This window comes from Acetobacterium sp. KB-1 (assembly GCF_003260995.1).
Lineage (GTDB): Bacteria > Bacillota > Clostridia > Eubacteriales > Eubacteriaceae > Acetobacterium > Acetobacterium carbinolicum.
In genome coordinates this window covers 3,531,303-3,549,522 of sequence record NZ_CP030040.1, presented here as the reverse complement: position 1 = coordinate 3,549,522, position 18,220 = coordinate 3,531,303, and the positions used below count along the sequence as shown (strand labels likewise).

Below are 18,220 nucleotides of genomic sequence, written 5' to 3'. Positions count from 1 at the left end.
GAGTCCCGAGCACAGATTGATATTATGCTTGCATGTCTCTTAAGAACTTCGGTAATTGCATTGCTTCGTTTGGTCCAACGATTACTTCCCATTCAGGTAGTAATTCAGCTAGATCGCCCTGAAGAACGGCAACTTTACCAGGTAAGATTAACTTACGAGATGTCGTTACATCGGCAACGTTGTTTTCTTTAATGAAGTTAGCAATAACGCTTGATCCAAATTTACCAGCAGCCCAAGCGGTCAGAACAGAGTAACCACCTGCATCTGGAATTGCCAGGTAGGCAGGAACCTTAGATCGTTCAATTTCACCAGCAACAACAAAATAAGATAATGCAAAGTCAACAGTAACTAAAACAGGATCATTACCGGTTGGTTTGTTAAATTCATAAACCTTCGGTTCAACACGCATTGGTTTTTGAGGATCGGTAAAGATGTTTTGTCTTAAACCAAACAGCGGCAATGCAGCGTTAAAGTCCATTTCTTCCATAACAATAATGGAACCATATCGCAGAACAAAAGCCGATGCCAGAGCAATTTGTAGGTTGATATCGCCAGTTGCCAGTTTGTTGGCAAACACGACTGAAGGATAGCCAAATGTTCGGTCATTGCCTTTGATTGCTGCGGTACGAATATCAACTGCATTTGCGTAAGCTTCTTTAATGGAAGTTTCGCCTACGTTTAATACCAGTTTTTTATAGCCCATTTTTTCAATTGCTTCAACTAAGTCGTGTAGTGCTTCGATACTGTCTGCAGAAACACCAAGAACAGCATCTGCAGCCTTAGCTACGTCTACCATCGCTGCTGCGTTATCTTTGGTTGCGCCCATGATGATAGCGCCAGCGCCAGCACCTGCAACCGCTGCTTTTGCTACTTCAGCATCAACAGTCACGATCATTGGAATTTTTCCGCAATCTGCAACTTTTTTAACTAAAGCCGCAAATTTAGCTGCATCAGAAACAAAACGTACGGCGACAACTTCAACCGACATCATTTCGCCGATACGGTCATAGTTTACCTTTTGTAAAGTAGCACAAATCGCATCCACATCAGCGTCACTCATTGCATCTGATAATTCAACTGCAAATAAGTTTTTGTTAACCAATGTTTTTTCATGTCTGAATAAGACTGTTTCGCCACCAAGCGCTTTTTCAGTTTCGCCAGCGCCAACTTTGATAGTTTTCATTGGTGGAGCTGTTGCTTCTGATAATAATTCTTTGGACTCTTCTGAAATGTATGGACATTTTTCGATGGGTACAGCACCAGTAGCTGCTTTCATAGAGAAAGCCATACATGTTGGGAAACCACACTCTTTACAGTTTGTCTTAGGAGTGAGTTTAAAAATATCTAAACCTTTTACTGCCATTTGTATTCGCCTTCCTTTCCTAACCTATGATTCCAGCAACTAAGCTTTTGATCGCCTTAACTGATTCTGGATGTCTTACGATGATTGCGTTTGATCCGCCAACAACACAAGCTGCCGCTGTTGATACTTCCATACCAACCCCGCGTGCTTCCTGATCGCCCCATTCCGGTGCATCTTCAAGGGTGGAAACCGCTTCTTTAACGCCCCACGCTTCACCAGAAATATTAGTCATAATTGGCATTTGTAAACTTTCATCATTTTGACCTAGGCCAGCTAAACGAATACGATCCATGGTTGATGCAACATACTCAAAGCCATAGCCTACAGCTGCTGAACCAACATCCATCAGAATATCTTTTCCTTTAACACCTAATTGTGTTAATAAGATATTTAATTGTTTTGCAAGGTTGATATCAACTGAGGATTCTGCGGCTACTTTTTGTCCGTAAGCCATTCCGCCGGCAGCACCGATGGTCTTGTAATTGTCTTCTACAGCAGAAAATAAAACCACATTTTTTCCTTCAAGAGCTTGAGCAACTTTTTCCAGTAACTTAGCATCTTTGTCTGCGTTTTTACATCCTTCTACAACTAAAGGTACGCTAATTGCCGCTTCTACAGCTACCGCTGTCGCGACACAGTTTTCGACTGAATTGTCAGCACCGTTTGGATCAGCACTTTCAAGTTTAATTAATAAGAAGTCCGCACCTGATTTTTCTACTGCTGCTTTTGCCAAAGCCGCTGGGTTTTTAAGATCGTCACCGTAAATTGTTCCAAAGCAATCTGACCATTCATCGGTTGTGTCAGAGATTGCGATTCCAACTGCGGTTTTGAAGCCTTCAGTACCTAAAAATGGTAATGAGTTTTCTCCGCCAATGCTGATAGCTGCATCTCCTACACCTATCTCACATGCGTTGATCTTGCCACTAAATTTTTGTTCTGCTTTTTTGTATGGCATTTTTTTGTTTCCTCCTAACCTGTTACCTTTTTTCAAAATATTTATTTCAAAGCTTCACACTTTAAAACCAAATTAAAACCATTACATATTTTACAGCTTTTTACCTGTATATATAAGTATACACAGATTGTACACTATTAGTTAAAAGTTTGTCAATTATTTTTCGGCATTTTTCTAAAATTTATCCTAATTTTTTTTAGAGTCTAAAGAGAGCGTAAAGGTTTTCAGCGAAATCATCAAAACATCGCCTAAAATTGCCAAATCCTTAATATTAAAGACGTCTGTTAATTTTTTGTCAAATAATATTTGAGCCTCTGCTTCAAACTCATCATCGCCAAACCATAAAATCCAGATGAGATCAACCCCCGGTGTCACCGTAAACTGCCAGGAAAGATCACCCTTACCATAGGTCTTAGCTTTTTGCAGGCTCATATAGTGTTTAAGCTGTTCCGGCCTCTCATTGCCAATTTGCGCAAAAACTTGAATACAGCGTTTATGAAAATTCGAATAATAAATGGGCCCATCCGGAAATTCTTTAAAGCTGATCCATTCGTTGGTTGCTTCTTTTCCGTTGGCATTCATTAAGTAGCGAAGAATAAAAATTTTGACCGAGTAATTATCAAATTCTTCCTCTCGGGCATTCAAAACCAGACCGCTGGGATGAAGTACAAAATAGGATTCACCCAGGACCATTATTTCAAACCGCCCATTTTTCGGATCGAAGGGACAAAGAGACTTTTGACTCATCGCAACAGGATCAAAATTTTTAAATAAATCCCGGTTGATGATATAACTACTTTCCGAAAAATGGGGATCAATATTTAGTATCTTTGATTGTTTCATTATTTTTTGCTGAGTTCTTTTAATGCCGGAATAAAAATATCACCCATTACGGCCATATCCTCAGCACTGAAGGCACTGGGGAAATTAGCATCAAATAATATTTGCGCTTCCGGTGGGAATTCATCATCCCCAATCCAGAGAATAGCAGTCATAAACATATTATTAATGACTTCAAAACGCCATGAAAGATCACCAATACTTTGTGGCTCTGCTTTTAGAACAGCCATGGCCTTTTTTAAACCGTCAAGATTGTAATTAAAGGTAAAGGCAAAACGTTTTAAACAACGCCCTTCAAAACAGGGATAGTAGACATTCCCACCGGAAACATCCCGATAGGCGATGTTTTCGCCGGTGGCCTTAACCCCTTTAGCATTAATCAAATACCGTAAAATCATGGTTTTGAGTTTATAATTATCAAAATCCCGGCTGTCCAGATCAGTCACATCACCCTGAGGATAGGTCACCTTATATGGCGTTCCCATCAGGGTGACTGTGAAAAAATTATCTTTTTCATTATAAGGACAGGTACTGTTAGCCGCAATCATCTGGGGATTATGGTCCTTTAACAAGCCCTTGTAGTGTTCGTAGGGTATTTTATCTTTTCTTTTTTCTTCAATTGCGGTTTCATCCCGTAACGTATTTTCCATTTAAAAATCTCCTATTTTCAGTTTTCCAGGGAAGGAAATAAATTCATATTGGTATGGGGGATAAAACAGGCTGATATGAACTCATCCATATAAGTTGGGTGGACGCTTAATTCCATATACGTCATATTCTGAGAAATCTCCCGAATCTTGTCTTTTCCTTCACTGAGGGTCAATGCCAGGTAACATCCCTGCATCGAGCTGTTACCGATGTAGTAATATTTCTCCACCGGGATATCTGGCAACATCCCCAGGGCGATAGCATTGGTAATATCCAGATTGGTACCGATACCCCCGGCGACATAGATATTTTCCAGAACATCAATGGACATATCCAGACTTTCCATTAAAATATAGATCGCGGAGAAGACCGCTCCTTTTGCCTTGATAAAACTGTCAATGTCAATTTCCGTAATATATACATCTTTAGAACCATTATCCAATTCTTTGGAGTAGAGATAATACTGACCAATGCCGTATTCATCAAACTTGATTCGAGGATGATTCAGCTCCCGTTCCATTCGGCCTTTTCCATTGATTATACCCGTTCGTTTCATCTCGCAAATTAAGTCGATGATCCCTGAACCACAAATTCCCACTGGGCTAACCTGACCAATGGTATTATAAAAAGGCCTTAAGTCTCCGTCATTGATAGTAACTTGCTCAATCGCTCCAGGCACAGCCCGGGTACCGCAGCTAATTTCACCGCCTTCAAAAGCAGGTCCGGCTGAACAGGCGCAGGTCATCAGAAAATCTTTATTTCCAAAGACAATTTCGCCGTTTGTTCCCAGATCCACCAGCATGGTGAAATCTTCCCGCATCCAAACGGGTACCGCAAAAACACCGGCGGTAATATCGCCGCCTACGTAACTGGCAACCGAAGGAGCTAAATATATTTTTCCTTCCGGATTAACAGTAATCCCTAATTCTGCACATTTCATTTCGGGGATGTCATTAATGACCGGGATAAATGGTTCCCGTCTTAAATAGTCCGGATTAAGCCCCAACAGCAAGTGGTTCATGGTCGTATTTCCGGCCGCACAGACCTCATAAATATCTTCTTTGCTGATGCCAATGGTATTGACCAGTTTTTCAATAAGGTTATTGATGCTCTCATCAACTATGGCACGGCGCAGTTTTTCCAAGCCACCAGGTTTTTCTGAATAAACAATTCGATTGATAACATCCGCCCCATATTTAACCTGGGCATTCCCCATTGAAGCCTTTGTTAAAATTTCATTGGTATTCATATCGACCAGACAGGCCGACACCGAAGTTGTCCCAATATCCAGAGCAATCCCGTACAGAACCGATTTTTCACTGTTTGCCGGTTTGACATCCAGAATTTCAGCCACTTCCCGGCGTTTTAAATAAACGACTTCGATCAAAAAATCATTCTTTCTAAAAGCATCTGGCAGTTTCTTGATGACATTTAAACTGATGGCAATATCTTCATAGCCTAATTGCTGCTTAAAATAAAGCTTTAGACGATCTTCATCAGCACTGTTATCTTCAATGCTGGGACACGGCAACTTGATGATCTCAGACCAGAGTCGGCTGGCATTGGTCATTCCTTCTTTGATCATTTTCTTACGTACGTATTTAATATTTTTATTCTCATTGACCGATAGATCGGTGATCTGCATTTCGTTTACAAAAGAAGACGCTAAATCCGGTACTTCCACCTCGATATCTTCTATGATGGTTGAATTACATGAAAGTACGATCCCCTGGGCCATTTCTGCTTCAGAAATATGCCTGGATTTTTCTGTTCTAACCTGACCCGACTCTATTTTAACCTTGCATTTACCGCAGGTCACGTTTCCGCTACACGGTGAATCAATCATAACACCAGCTCTTCTGGCGGCTTCTAGTAAATTTTCTCCATCGCTCGCGATTAAATCAACCGATCTTTTTCCTTTAATATTAAATCGCACCTTATTCATATAACAACCTCCCCTTTTCCGCAGTTTCCGTCTAAAAGGGCTGCCAAACAGCCCCATGTTTCTCGACAAACGTCTGCACCGATCAATTGATAATCTCTTTAGATATAACAATTGTCGGTGCTACTTAATCTGTTTGTCAATAAGTCTTAAGAGCCTTAATCAGGCATTTATTTTTTTCCGTTTTTGATCAGTTCAAGTTTGTTGACAATATCGCGTAGCGCAACCTTGGCTGGCGAATCAGATGGTAAATCAACCAACGGTTTGCCATAAGCATCAAATTCAAACACATTCTGATCTAATGGCACAACACCAATAAGATCAAGCCCCTGGTTTTTAATTTCTTCGGCTGTTCCTTCGTTTAAAACGCCATCTGGGGCGCGGTTGACGATCAGCTTAATCACTGGTACTTTCAGTTTAAGTTCAGAAACCAACTCTTTGATTCGGCCAACTGCCTGAATCCCGCGACGGGAACAGTCGCTGACAAGAATAAGCATGTCAATTCGACCGAGCGTTCCCCGGCTTAGATGTTCCATCCCCGCTTCATTATCAACGATAATATATTGATAGTTACCTGCCAGCATATCAAGCTGAGTTTTTAAGATTCCGTTAACATAACAATAACAACCAGCACCCTGGCTGCGACCCATAACCAGAAGATCATAACCATTTCCTTCGGCAACGGCCTGATTTAACCGAAGTCTCAAAAAGTCTGTTTTTGTCACACCTGGAGGCAATGGTACCCCATCCATTTCGGCATGATTTACTTCTTCTTTAATCTCACCAATGGAAAGTTCCACTTCTTCCCCCAGTACTTCGTTAAGGTTTGCATTGGCATCGGCATCCACTGCTAAAATTGGACCCAGACCTTCTGCAACTAAATATTCAATAAGCATACCGGTAAGACTTGTTTTACCAACGCCACCCTTACCCGCAACTGCAATATTAAAAGCCATAATGTTTCCTCCATTATCGTTTCTCCGGTCAATTTTCTCTTTTCAGTGTAAGTTATACCCACTGATTTATCAACAGGAAAAATTCGTATTTTGTCAACTTGTATATATATGTATCGACAGGGTTATCATAACATAATCATTCTGATTTTACAACATAACTTTATCGCTTAATGAGCAAATTAAAGCCTTTATAAATTATTTTTTTCTGTTTTCTGCAAAGGTTTACGAAACCATGATAAATACTGTATTTTTTTGCACTTTATCCACGCTCTAAATACTTGTAATGCATTTTATTTTCGATCGCTGAAGCTACTTAAATTTTGCATATGCAAACTAAAAAGAGCCATATCCACAAAAATTTTGGATATGGCTGTATTTTGGGGGCGAATAATTACAGGACACTTTTTTTAGCCAAGCTTACTGCCAGGAATTAATACCTAAGCGCTTATCTTAATTTTTCTTCGCCTAAGACAATACATTGCTTTATCATGCTTCTTTAATCATTCTCCAATACTTTTCCATCAGTAGTGACGGTCAATACCTGCCATGGAATCATTTTTCCTGAATCCTTAAGTGCCGTGGTAACTGCTGCAGTAATCCCTCCGCAACAGGGAACTTCCATTCGGACGACAGTAACGCTTTTAATCTCATTACGTTTTAATATTTCAGTCAGCTTATCCGCATAGTCAACGGCATCTAGTTTTGGACAACCGATTAAGGTAATTTTATTTTTGATAAAGCGATTATGAAAATCAGCATAGGCATAGGCGGTACAATCTGCCGCAATCAACAAGTGGGCACCATTGAAATAAGGGGCATTAACCGGTGCCAGCTTAATTTGAACCGGCCATTGTCTAAGTTGTGATTCGAGCGCTTCAGTTGGTGCTGGTTTCTCCGTAGCCACGGTTTCCCGAACAATGGCCTTAGAAGATGAGCCGGGGCATCCGCATGGCAGTGGTTCCGGTCCGTCATCGGTCGCTATCGTTTCTCGGACAATGGTTTTTGCTTGGGTTCCCGGACATCCGCCTGCTTTTTTCGCGCCACTATTTTGTGTCGTTTCCTTTTTTTTCATATTTTCTAAGACCGCGGCTTCGTCATAAGCTGCCGCTTCCCGTTCCACAAAGGTTATCGCTCCGGTGGGACAACTTGGCAGACAATCTCCCAATCCGTCGCAGTAGTCGTCACGTAGTAATTTGGCCACGCCGTCAACCATTCCAATTGCGCCTTCATGGCAGGCTTCTGCACATAATCCACAGCCGTTGCACTTATTCTCATCTATTGTAATTATTTTTCGGATCATCTTATTTTCCTCCTTGGAATTTGGTATTGATTTCTTGAACCAATCATAATATAATTTACCCAAAACTACCGTTGCATATGCAACACAAAGGATAATTATGAATAAAAATTTAGATGTTTTAAGAAAAGTTAAATTATTCGATGGCATCGACGAAAACCTGGAAGCCATGCTAAAGTGCCTGGGTGGTGAAGAAAAAAATTATGACCGGGGGGAGATTATTTTACTGACTGGCCAGCCGGTAACCACTGTGGGGGTTATTTTATCGGGAGAAGTCCAAGTTATTCAAGAGGATTATTACGGTAATCGATCCATTCTCACGGAACTAAGTCCCAGCCATATTTTTGGCGAAGCTTTTGCCAGTGCCGGTATTAAAGAAAGCCCCGTCACGGTGCTGGCAAAAACCAACACAGCCGTCATGTTTCTGGGGATCGAACGGATTATTAATACCTGTCCTAACTCCTGTGTGTTTCACAATCACCTGATTGAGAATCTACTGAAGATACTCGCCCGAAAGAACATCCTCCTCAGCAGTAAAAACCAGTTGTTATCGCGGCGGACTATTCAAGACAAGGTACTCTCCTATCTGTCGTTACAGGCCGAAAAAAAAGGGAACCTCGCTTTTGAGATTCCCTTTACGCGCAATGAATTAGCTGATTTTTTATGTGTCGACCGCAGTGCCCTATCCCGGGTTCTTTCCAAACTTCAAAAAGACGGAATCATTGAGTACGACCACAATCATTTCAAGCTGCTTTAATGGCCCAAGTAAAAGCTGAGCGTTCTAGGCCGGACTAACTGTTATTTCCTTTTCCCTCTTATTTTCAATGTCCTGATACAGGGTACGGGAAACCACAATGGAATCGCCCCGGTCATAAAGACGATCCAGATAATCCAGATAGGCACCGGGAGTAATAATGCCATTGATCTTGATCAGATCAATTCCGGTTTTACCGACAAGCGTATCCACCAACTTGACACAATTCGTTCCCAGGGCATAATAGGTTTTAAACTCGTTGCCCTGTTTAAATTTATAAAAACTGGCCTTTGCATCGTTATAAAGCTGACTGGAAACATCCTCAAAATCCTTTGCATTTCCTTTGATTTCGCCTTTGTCCGCCTGCTCCGCCTTTGGCTCCCAAGGAAGAACGTGAGACAGGAGATCATCCAGCTGCTCCTGAACCCCTTTTTTTTGTTCTGGCGTCAGTGCGAGGCCATAGCCCATTAAAATTTTCTTTTCAACTTTCAGCGCCTGTTTAACATGTTCGGTCTTGGGCATTTCAACCAAAACGCCATCAGCTAAAAAGCCCCCTAACTTCCAGGTGGAATCGTCATAATTGCCATAGCTGTAAACACACTCGCCTATGGCAGCATCCACATGACCCATGCCCGGAATCAATCCTTCTTTGGTATGGATAAAAATCTCCATATCGGTGGTTCGTTCTATGGAGTGGTCTTCTAGCAATAATAAAGCATCCGGTTCTTCTTGCACCAATGCATTCACTTTTTTTAACATCCGCATCGGCAGGAACGCAGCAAATACCAGTGGTAGGGTTACACGAATGTGCTTCTTGGCTTTTTTGGCCCCATCATTGTGTTTCATCAAACTGACCAAGGCATCGCCAAAAATATTTAAAGCAAAAAAGATCAGATAAACGCCGAAGATAATGCCAAAGATCCGGCCTGTTGTGGTCAAAAAAGCCATGTTAATACCCAAGCCGATATAGACCAGAGCCACCAGCAAGGTCCACACCCAGGAAGCACCGTCTTTTTTTAATTTAATGCTACTTAATAAAACAAAGCAACCAATAATAATCCCCAGCATCCCAATTGCAAAACTAAACGGCACCTTTAAATACTGCGGGTTGAGATAGGTAAAAACCCCGCCCAACAGAGATAAAATTCCAATTCCCAACTCTTTAAACTTACTTTCGCCCTTTTTTAGAAAAATAGCTGACAGATACATAATCCCGACCACCACCAGCATAATCGAGATGCTGGTAATAATCATATTCCAAGCCAGCTTGACATCAAGCAGCATAATCATGCCACCGGCAAATACCGCAATGGATATTAATAACCAAACAATCGGAGCTGTATTCTTAAATGCTGACATCGGCATAGTCCCCCTGACTTTTCTTCTATTTTATCAGACTTCGCGAAGGCCCACAATCGTATTATTTAGATTAATTGCAACAAAAAACTCTGGTTCAACTAAACAAACCAGAATTTTTGCCTATTTCAGGTTAAAGGAATCACAACCTTCTGATTTTGGTACGATTCAACAGCTACCGGGACCTGATAAACGGCACCGATGTTTTCGGAGGTCATCACATCCATTCCGCCATAACAGAAAATTTCCGTGTCTTTGAGAAAGAGGAACCGGTCACAATACCGCAGTGCCAGGTTCAGATCATGGATCACAATGACAACGGCAATTTCTTTTTCTTTGGTAATGCTCTGGATCAGTTTTAAGACCTCCAACTGATTCTTAAGGTCAAGGCAACTGGTGGGTTCATCCAGAAGCAAAACCTTCGGCTCCTGGGCCAGGGCCCGGGCGATCATCACCTTTTGCAATTCCCCGCCGCTTAACTCGTCAATATAACGCAATGAGAACGCTTCTAAATCCATACTTTCTATAATTGTTTCGACAATTTCATAGTCTTCTTTTTTGGGCGCCAGTTTGATATAGGGTTTTCGCCCTAACAAGATAGCATCGTAAGCGGTGATTCGGCTGCCTTCGCTTTTTTGGGCAACATAAGCTGTGTTCTTTGCAATATCCAGACGATTGAGTTTAAGAATGTCCACCTCATTTACCACCACCCGGCCTTTTTGGGGTGAGATAATCTTATTCAGACACTTTAACATGGTACTTTTCCCAGCCCCGTTGTTACCTAAAATCGCCACACATTCGCCATTTTTTACATCGAATTTAATGTGATCCAAAATTTTTCGGTTGAATCGATAGCCAAATTCTAAGGCATCAATTTTCAGCATTATGACCAACTCCTTTAAATATGAGATATAAGAATAACGGAGCCCCAAGGAATGAGGTAATGGCCCCGATTGGCAGAATAATTGGTGAGACAATCAGACGAGCAAATGTATCACTGACGAGCAGCATCAAAGCTCCTGTTAAAGCTGATGCCGGTAATAAGTAGCGATAATCATTGCCCACAAAACGACGCATAATATGAGGGGCAATTAAACCGATAAAGTTGATGATCCCCACAAAGGACACGATCGTTGCCGCTGTCAGAGAAGCCACCGTCATTCCGATAAGCCGAACCCGGGATACATTGACCCCCAGCCCGGTAGCCGTATGTTCGCCACACTCGAGGGCGTTGTAATTCCAGCGGTTAAACATAAAGTAAATCAGTGCTCCAGCAGTAACCACGGCAGCTACCTGGATATTTTGCATGCTGGCCCGCCCCAGATCCCCAAAGGTCCAAAATACAATGGCAGCCATCTGAACATCTGAGGAAAAATATTGAATCAGTGCTGTCGCTCCGGCAAACAACGAGCTGAGTGCAACCCCGGCCAGAATCATGGTTTCCGGCGAAGCTTTCCGGGCCTTGGATAGTCCTAAGATTACTAGGGTGACAAACATAGACGCTGCAAATGCACACATACTCGTTAAATAGGGGTTATTAACGGTCACGGCACTGGCGGTATTTCCCATCACGGTTCCGCCACCCAAAAAGGTAATCGCAATCGCGGCGCCAAAAGAAGCTCCCTGGGAAATACCCAGAGTTGATGCCGATGCCAGCGGATTTTTTAAAATACTCTGCATGACACAGCCAGCAGCAGCCAGCCCAATCCCTCCGACAATCGCCATCAGAATTCGCGGCAACCGGATATTGACGGTAACCAGCACGTTTTTGGCCGCTCCAAATCCGAACAGTGCCTTAAGTACTTCCAAGACCGGAATATCAGCTGAACCAGCAGATATAGCAAAAAGAGCGGTTAGAAATGTCAACACCACCAGAGTTACAATGGTCAAAACCTTGCGGTGAACGTATTGATCATAGTTAACTCCGCAAGCCGTCTTTTTTTTGTTGTCCATTTTTTTACTTACCAATTGTCAGCGGACCAAAGCCCTGACCTGCTGCTACATATTTTGCATACAATTTTTCACCAAGCAGGAACTCAAAAATTTCGTCAGCTTGCTTTTCAATATTAATATCCTTGAACTTGTCAGGATAAACAACAGTTCCTGCATAATAAGCATCAGCCAAGGCAATCTCAACATTGGTATAGTTATTGTTATATGCCAATTGAGTATAAACCTTGTTGTCCTGAACCGCTTTGAGTGCGTTGAAAAAGTCTGGATTCTGGGTATACTGTTCATTGACCAGATCCATGTTCTCTGGATTAAGGAAAATAATCTCCGGATTCCAGGCCAATACCTGCTCAAGATCCACAGTAAATGCCGTCTTTTGTCCCGTTTGATCGACGACATTATTAGCGTTGATTGCCACAAAGGGTCCATAGTTCCCGCTGGTGCCATCAAAACCGTGTTTGCCTTTAAAATTCAAAGCGCCGTTGTAGACAGTAATACGACTGGCTTCTGGTATATCCTTGGTCCGGTCATTGAGATCTTTTTGAGCCGCATCCATAAATTCATTAACTGCGTTGGCACGATCTTCTTTGCCCAGTACCTGGCCGATAATATCGATCGAAGCATCCATTTTTCCATCAAACAGCCCGGGATTCGCTACCGCCACCACAGGAATACCGGTTTTTGCCTGCAATTCATCGGTCTGGGTGTAGTCGGATACCACAAAAATCACATCAGGTGCCAATTTGATGATTTCTTCGTCAAAGGGGACAATTCCACCGGCACCGCCCTGACCAATCTGTTTCAGACTTGCATAATTGGGATTAACCAACGTGTATGGACGGGTCAGTACTTGAACGTTGTCCATATCCGTTGCACCAGTCACCAAATCGGCCGCATCCATATAAGTTAACAGCCGCATAACACCAAGTGAACCCACACTGGTGATCTCGGCCGGCACTTCCACCTGTCGGCCCAAACTATCGGTCACAACCTTTGTGGTCGTTTCGCTCTCAGTGGTCTCTGCTATTGTATTGGTACAGGCCGCAAAAGTTACCATCATCATTAAACTCAATAAAACTGCAACGATTCTTTTCATTCGTTTCACCTCTTTCAAATTATTGCCTTAGTTCTCTTCTAACCGCAAAGGCGTTCTTTAAAAACCTCGAGTGTAGGGATTGGAGCAATCCACGCAGACTTTTTTGCCATTTTCCAGGCGAATCATATGCTCAGCGGTTTTTTCGCCACATTCTTCACAGATCACGCTCTGAAAAATCCGGGCCCGTTCTGGTAATTCATAATCCGGGGTTTTAAAGTCAAAGATTTTGCTGGCATCTGGTTCATTTAAGATATAGGCTTCCATTTCATCCCGCTCCATTTCTGGTAGCGCTTTTAAAACCAGTCTGAGTTTTTCGCCGGTATTGCGATTAAAGAATGAAAAGGCTTGTTTTCCGCGGTTTCTAAACAGCAGGTTACCTTTTCCTACGCTACATCCTAAAATAACCTGTACCCCATCAACCCCACAGGCATCGTTTTCAGTAATACAAACCACATCCTCGTCTTCTGAAAATGAAACATTGAGCGCTTTAATCGCTTCCTGTGACGCTCTCACCCCAATGGCTAATCCGGGACAATGATGTCCGTGAAACTCGACCGATTTTTCCCATAATTTCTGATTCATTTTGCTTTTCTCCTTAAATTTTCAAAAAATAAAAGACTCACAAAAGTGAGTCTTCAGACACATAATTATAAATTTTATTAATCTTTCCCAGTATAACACATATACGGATCAACGTACTTTTCTTAGATGTACATTTTGCTTCAGCAAAACACCAGCTCCTTGTATATACAAGCATTATTCTAACATAATAATATCCAGCCGTCAATACTAATTTCACGACTGGATATGATTAAATTCTAGTTTTGATCCCGATAAACAGCTTTTTTTACTTGGCTAGGAATTTTTAATTTATTCGCCACACTCATCATGATGTTGATGTTCGTGACAGACAGACCCGGTCGAAACCAGTTCTCCCAATAGATAACTATTAACGAGATCTTCTGCTTTGCCTTGGGCACCGGTAATGACTTCAATATTTTTTTCGTTAAAAATATCAACTGCACCGCCGCCCATTCCGCCGGAAATAATAACGTTGACACCTTTTTCATCTAAAAATACCGGTAAAAATCCCGGTTTGTGGCCAGGGTTTGGTACGGCTTCAGTCGTTACAACCTTACCATCCACGGTATCATAAATCATAAAACTTTCACAATGGCCAAAATGACCAGATACTATACCATTATCGCTTGCTACTGCTATTTTCATTTTTAGTTCTCCATTTTCTTTTGTATTTTCGTCTAAATTCACTTCCAGCGTCTCGGCTAGATGATCCAGCCAGGTGTTATCAAATAATTCAATCAGCCCTTTATCACAGGCTCCGGCAAGGGAGGAATCAATCGGCATCTTGGCCACAACCTCAATGCCATGTTGTTTCGCTACTTCTTCGATGCGACTTTCACCAAATAAATAATGCTTTTTATCGCAGTCCGGACATTTAAAGTAAGACATGTTTTCAACTAAACCGAGCACCGGAATCTTCATCATTTTTGCCATATTTACGGCTTTGGCAACAATCATTGAGACCAATTCCTGAGGCGATGTGACAATGATAATCCCGTCTACCGGCAGCGATTGAAAGACGGTTAATGGCACATCACCAGTTCCCGGCGGCATATCCACAAACATATAATCAACGTCGCCCCAGATCACATCGGTCCAGAACTGTTTAACGGTGTTGGCAATAATCGGCCCTCTCCAAACCACCGGATCGGTATCATTTTCCAACAATAGGTTAATGGACATAATTTCGATTCCGGTTTTACTGGATATCGGAAAAAGTCCTAATTCTGTGGGCATCGCTTTTTCATTGATCCCAAATGCTTTGGGAATCGATGGCCCCGTAATATCAGCATCTAGAATAGCGGTATGATAGCCTTTTCGTCTCATTGTAACTGCCATCAGGGAGGTAACCATCGATTTTCCAACCCCACCTTTTCCACTGACAACACCAATCACTTTTTTTATTCTACTTAGCTCATGCGGTTGTTCTGAAAAATCTACCTTTCGATCTTCACACTCTTCGCCGCATGATCCACAGGATTGACTGCATTCTTCACTCATAACAATTCTCCTCATTCGTTTGTTTTATCGTTTTTTCTTAACTCTAATTGTTGCTTCCATTCATCCGCTGTTTACGGCATCGGCTGCAGCCGAAATTTTCCTGGCCTTCTTCGCACAATTTATAATTGCCGCCTTCAATTTTTAAGACATTACCGTTAACCAATGCGTCAGCCAGCTTTTTTCGGGCATCATTATAAATTTTCTGGACCGTAGTTCGTGCCACGTGCATACTTTCTGCACACTCTTCCTGAAGCATACCTTCCAGATCAATCAAGCGGATCGTTTCGTACTCTTCTACTGACATGGTAATAATTCCATCTTCCCTGTTTTTTGCATTAAGGGGTCCAAACAAATCCGTTTCTGGTAAACAACAGACTTTTTTCCATTTTACCGGTCTGGACATAAACTAACTCTCCTTATCCAAATTGATTGACTTAGTGCTGGCACTCATGACCAGCTTCATGGGCATGACACATTTCGCCAGAATCCATAACAGAACCAGCCAACCAGCTTAGCGCCACTTCTTTAACATTCCCGGCGCACCCCCGGACAACTTCGATGCCAGACTTTTTAAGTACATTTACAGCCCCTTCGCCCATGTTGCCAGCGAGCAAAAGTTCTACGCCCATTTCTTTAAGTGTTGTGGCAATATTGGATTTGCAGCCACATCCTGCTGGTGAAGCAATTATTTCCTGGCTCAATATTTCTTTGCTTTGCTCATCAATGGTGAATACCGTATAATACTCACAGTGACCAAAATGGCCATCAATTAAGTTCTCTCGTGTTGGTAATGCAATTTTCATAATAGTTCCTCCGATTATGTTTGTTGTTATTGATTTTTTTGTTATTAAGATCATTAACCTCTGTTATCAACAGCATTATTATAATACATGAATGGCATATGTCAATAACAATATTGCTTTTCCATGCTATTCATCTTCATTACCTGTTGATTTATTTTTTTCTAAACGTGCTCTTAGCTTAATTTCTTAATAACATTTCCATCGTATTACCAAACACTACCTGAACTGCAGCGCCAGCCTCACAAAAAACATCGACCAGCGTTAATCCATTATTTACCGCTTCAACAGCACTTTTATCATAAGGTATTTTTCCCACATATGGAATGTCGTGAGCTTGACAATAATCGATAATCGCTTTGGTTTTTTTTAAGTTTGCATCGTATTTATTCACACATACAACCGTCTTTGTATGAAAGGTCTGGGCTGTTTTAATGATCCGCTCCATATCACTGATTCCAGAAACCGATGGTTCAGCAACAATTAAGACCATATCCACCCCGCTGATCGAAGCAATAACAGGGCAACCAATTCCGGGTGATCCATCAATTATCGCTAGCTCATCACCGCGATCGATAGATTTCATTTGCTTTTTTACTTCAGTAACCAGCATTCCCGATGTGCCACTACCCATTTTGAGCTGAGCAGTTGAAAAGATCACATCCTTATCATATAGCATCAGTTCTCCGGAAATATGAGGTTTCAAATTGATCGCTCGAACTGGGCAAACCATTTCACAGACACCACAACCTTCACACAGATATGGATCAATCCAATAGTTATTGTCAACCACCTGGACTGCATCAAAACGACAATTTTCGACACAGCGGTCACATTTTGCGCACAAAATTGTATTAATTTCCGCCTTTGGCATCCCGAAAAAATCATTTCTCTTAGGCTGACTGGTCTGTTTTATCGCAAGATGTAAATTAGGGGCATCCACATCGCAATCAGCATAGACTTTTGCCTGGGACAGTTTGATAAATGCACTTGCCACCGTTGTTTTTCCGGTTCCGCCTTTTCCACTAAGAATAAGCAATTGTTTCATCTTGCACCTCCTTCATGACGGCTTGAAGCAACGCATAAAATATGCTGTGGTATGGCTCGATTTTTGATGCAATTTCGCCCTCGGAATTAAGCGTTCCCAATTCGCAATCAAAAGGTATTTTACTTAACACCTTGATCTTATTTTCAAGACAATAAGTATCAATTAAATTCTCACCTTCCATGCCTTTATTAATTACGACCCCATAAGGCTTGTTAAAAATTTTCACAAGTTCATGAACTAAGATCAGGTTACTGAGCCCAAAAACGGTTGGTTCTGCTACTAAGATGCAATAATCCGCATCGCGAATACTTTCCATCACCACACATGCACTACCTGGTGGGCAGTCAATCACGGTCAGTCTTTTTTCATCAGCTATTTTTTTTAACAACGCTTTGATAATCGGTACTCCCGATACTTCACCGGTATTTAAAACCCCAGAAATGACCTTGACGGCTTCGGAAACACCTGAATTTATTACTCCAATAACCTTATCTTTTTCAGACAAAGCGTTGCTCGGACAAAGCATGATACAGCCCCCGCAGGCGTGACAAATATCATCAAAAACAAGTAGCTTATCAACAATCGCGGCGAGCGCGTTGAATTTACAAAAGTCTACACATTTTCGGCAACCGAGGCAAAGATCCTCATCCACCACAGGAATTTTATTCACTACCTTTTTTGTTTTCACATCTGTTGGTTTAAAAAACAAATGACCATTTGGTTCTTCAACGTCACAATCCACATAAACAGATTCTTTTGCTACTGCTGCCAGATTAACCGACACCAGAGTTTTTCCGGTCCCGCCTTTTCCGCTGAGTACTGCTAATTTCACTTACTCATCAACCTACTTTCTATCGCCGCCAGAGAAGTCTCGACAGATGTGATATCACCCAGAATTGCCAGACAAATAATATGCTGAGGACACACCCCAGAAATTTCAGTTACCACAACATCTGATGTTTTTTCAGCAATGTCACTGGCTTCCAGGATGCTGATAACATCTCCCTGACATAATCCAACTGCTGCGAATTCATTTTGAAGAATACGTTCAACGAGCTTTTTTTCTCCAATTTTTCGGGAAATAATCCCCATTGTTCCTTGAGACACGCCATTGATCAATTGAATTTTCATCG

At 41.8% G+C, this 18,220-nt stretch carries 19 protein-coding genes; 1 reads left to right on the top strand and 18 read right to left on the bottom strand.

Going from position 1 to position 18,220, the window contains the following annotated elements; genetic code table 11:
* Positions 1–22: 22 nt before the first annotated feature.
* The 7 genes from acsC to DOZ58_RS16290 all read right to left on the bottom strand — a co-directional run bounded on the left by acsC (position 23) and on the right by DOZ58_RS16290 (position 8,004).
* Entirely contained in the window at positions 23–1,363 is a 1,341-nt protein-coding gene (gene acsC / locus DOZ58_RS16320) for an acetyl-CoA decarbonylase/synthase complex subunit gamma (RefSeq protein WP_111889272.1), read from the bottom strand.
* A gap of 19 nt (positions 1,364–1,382) precedes the next feature.
* Positions 1,383–2,318: an acetyl-CoA decarbonylase/synthase complex subunit delta gene (gene acsD, locus DOZ58_RS16315; RefSeq protein ID WP_111889271.1), complete on the bottom strand. Its 936-nt coding sequence runs from the start codon at positions 2,316–2,318 to the stop codon at positions 1,383–1,385.
* Positions 2,319–2,504: 186 nt separating this feature from the next.
* Positions 2,505–3,161: a DUF3786 domain-containing protein gene (locus DOZ58_RS16310; RefSeq protein WP_111889270.1), complete on the bottom strand. Its 657-nt coding sequence runs from the start codon at positions 3,159–3,161 to the stop codon at positions 2,505–2,507.
* Positions 3,161–3,808 carry a DUF3786 domain-containing protein gene (locus tag DOZ58_RS16305; protein WP_111889269.1) on the bottom strand — a complete coding sequence of 216 codons (648 nt, stop codon included), beginning with the start codon at positions 3,806–3,808 and terminating at the stop codon, positions 3,161–3,163. Before DOZ58_RS16305 ends, DOZ58_RS16310 begins: the two co-directional genes overlap by 1 nt.
* A gap of 17 nt (positions 3,809–3,825) precedes the next feature.
* The gene (gene acsV / locus DOZ58_RS16300; RefSeq protein WP_111889268.1) at positions 3,826–5,751 is read right to left on the bottom strand and encodes a corrinoid activation/regeneration protein AcsV; all 1,926 of its coding nucleotides are present in this window, start codon (positions 5,749–5,751) and stop codon (positions 3,826–3,828) included.
* Positions 5,752–5,918: 167 nt separating this feature from the next.
* On the bottom strand, positions 5,919–6,704 hold the full coding sequence (locus DOZ58_RS16295) for an AAA family ATPase (protein WP_111889267.1): 786 nt from the start codon (positions 6,702–6,704) through the stop codon (positions 5,919–5,921).
* A gap of 496 nt (positions 6,705–7,200) precedes the next feature.
* Positions 7,201–8,004, bottom strand: coding sequence for an ATP-binding protein (locus DOZ58_RS16290; protein ID WP_111889266.1), 804 nt, complete (start codon positions 8,002–8,004; stop codon positions 7,201–7,203).
* Between the two features lie 97 nt (positions 8,005–8,101).
* Here DOZ58_RS16290 and DOZ58_RS16285 point away from each other — a divergent pair, with 97 nt between their 5' ends.
* Positions 8,102–8,758, top strand: coding sequence for a Crp/Fnr family transcriptional regulator (locus DOZ58_RS16285; protein WP_111889265.1), 657 nt, complete (start codon positions 8,102–8,104; stop codon positions 8,756–8,758).
* A 24-nt stretch (positions 8,759–8,782) separates the two neighbouring features.
* On the opposite strand, the gene DOZ58_RS16280 is transcribed toward DOZ58_RS16285, so the two are convergent.
* From DOZ58_RS16280 to DOZ58_RS16230, 11 genes are all read right to left on the bottom strand, one after another.
* Positions 8,783–10,114, bottom strand: coding sequence for an HdeD family acid-resistance protein (locus tag DOZ58_RS16280; RefSeq protein WP_111889807.1), 1,332 nt, complete (start codon positions 10,112–10,114; stop codon positions 8,783–8,785).
* Positions 10,115–10,239: 125 nt separating this feature from the next.
* Positions 10,240–10,995, bottom strand: a complete 756-nt coding sequence (locus DOZ58_RS16275) for an ABC transporter ATP-binding protein (protein WP_111889264.1) — start codon at positions 10,993–10,995, stop codon at positions 10,240–10,242.
* On the bottom strand, positions 10,982–12,064 hold the full coding sequence (locus tag DOZ58_RS16270; protein ID WP_111889806.1) for an iron ABC transporter permease: 1,083 nt from the start codon (positions 12,062–12,064) through the stop codon (positions 10,982–10,984). Before DOZ58_RS16270 ends, DOZ58_RS16275 begins: the two co-directional genes overlap by 14 nt.
* A 4-nt stretch (positions 12,065–12,068) precedes the next feature.
* Positions 12,069–13,157, bottom strand: coding sequence for an ABC transporter substrate-binding protein (locus tag DOZ58_RS16265; protein ID WP_111889263.1), 1,089 nt, complete (start codon positions 13,155–13,157; stop codon positions 12,069–12,071).
* A gap of 57 nt (positions 13,158–13,214) precedes the next feature.
* Positions 13,215–13,739 (bottom strand): FmdE family protein, encoded by a 525-nt coding sequence (locus DOZ58_RS16260; protein ID WP_111889262.1) that lies wholly within the window; start codon positions 13,737–13,739, stop codon positions 13,215–13,217.
* A gap of 288 nt (positions 13,740–14,027) precedes the next feature.
* On the bottom strand, positions 14,028–15,239 hold the full coding sequence (locus DOZ58_RS16255; RefSeq protein WP_111889261.1) for an iron-sulfur cluster carrier protein MrpORP: 1,212 nt from the start codon (positions 15,237–15,239) through the stop codon (positions 14,028–14,030).
* Positions 15,240–15,282: 43 nt separating this feature from the next.
* Positions 15,283–15,642, bottom strand: coding sequence for a DUF134 domain-containing protein (locus DOZ58_RS16250; protein ID WP_111889260.1), 360 nt, complete (start codon positions 15,640–15,642; stop codon positions 15,283–15,285).
* Between the two features lie 31 nt (positions 15,643–15,673).
* A complete protein-coding gene (locus tag DOZ58_RS16245; protein WP_111889259.1) occupies positions 15,674–16,042 on the bottom strand; it encodes a NifB/NifX family molybdenum-iron cluster-binding protein in 369 nt (122 codons plus the stop codon).
* A 178-nt stretch (positions 16,043–16,220) separates the two neighbouring features.
* The gene (locus DOZ58_RS16240; RefSeq protein ID WP_111889258.1) at positions 16,221–17,087 is read right to left on the bottom strand and encodes an ATP-binding protein; all 867 of its coding nucleotides are present in this window, start codon (positions 17,085–17,087) and stop codon (positions 16,221–16,223) included.
* Entirely contained in the window at positions 17,065–17,919 is an 855-nt protein-coding gene (locus tag DOZ58_RS16235; protein ID WP_111889257.1) for a 4Fe-4S binding protein, read from the bottom strand. The genes DOZ58_RS16240 and DOZ58_RS16235 overlap by 23 nt, the downstream gene beginning before the upstream one ends.
* Entirely contained in the window at positions 17,916–18,218 is a 303-nt protein-coding gene (locus tag DOZ58_RS16230; RefSeq protein ID WP_111889256.1) for a BMC domain-containing protein, read from the bottom strand. The genes DOZ58_RS16235 and DOZ58_RS16230 overlap by 4 nt, the downstream gene beginning before the upstream one ends.
* Positions 18,219–18,220: the final 2 nt, after the last annotated feature.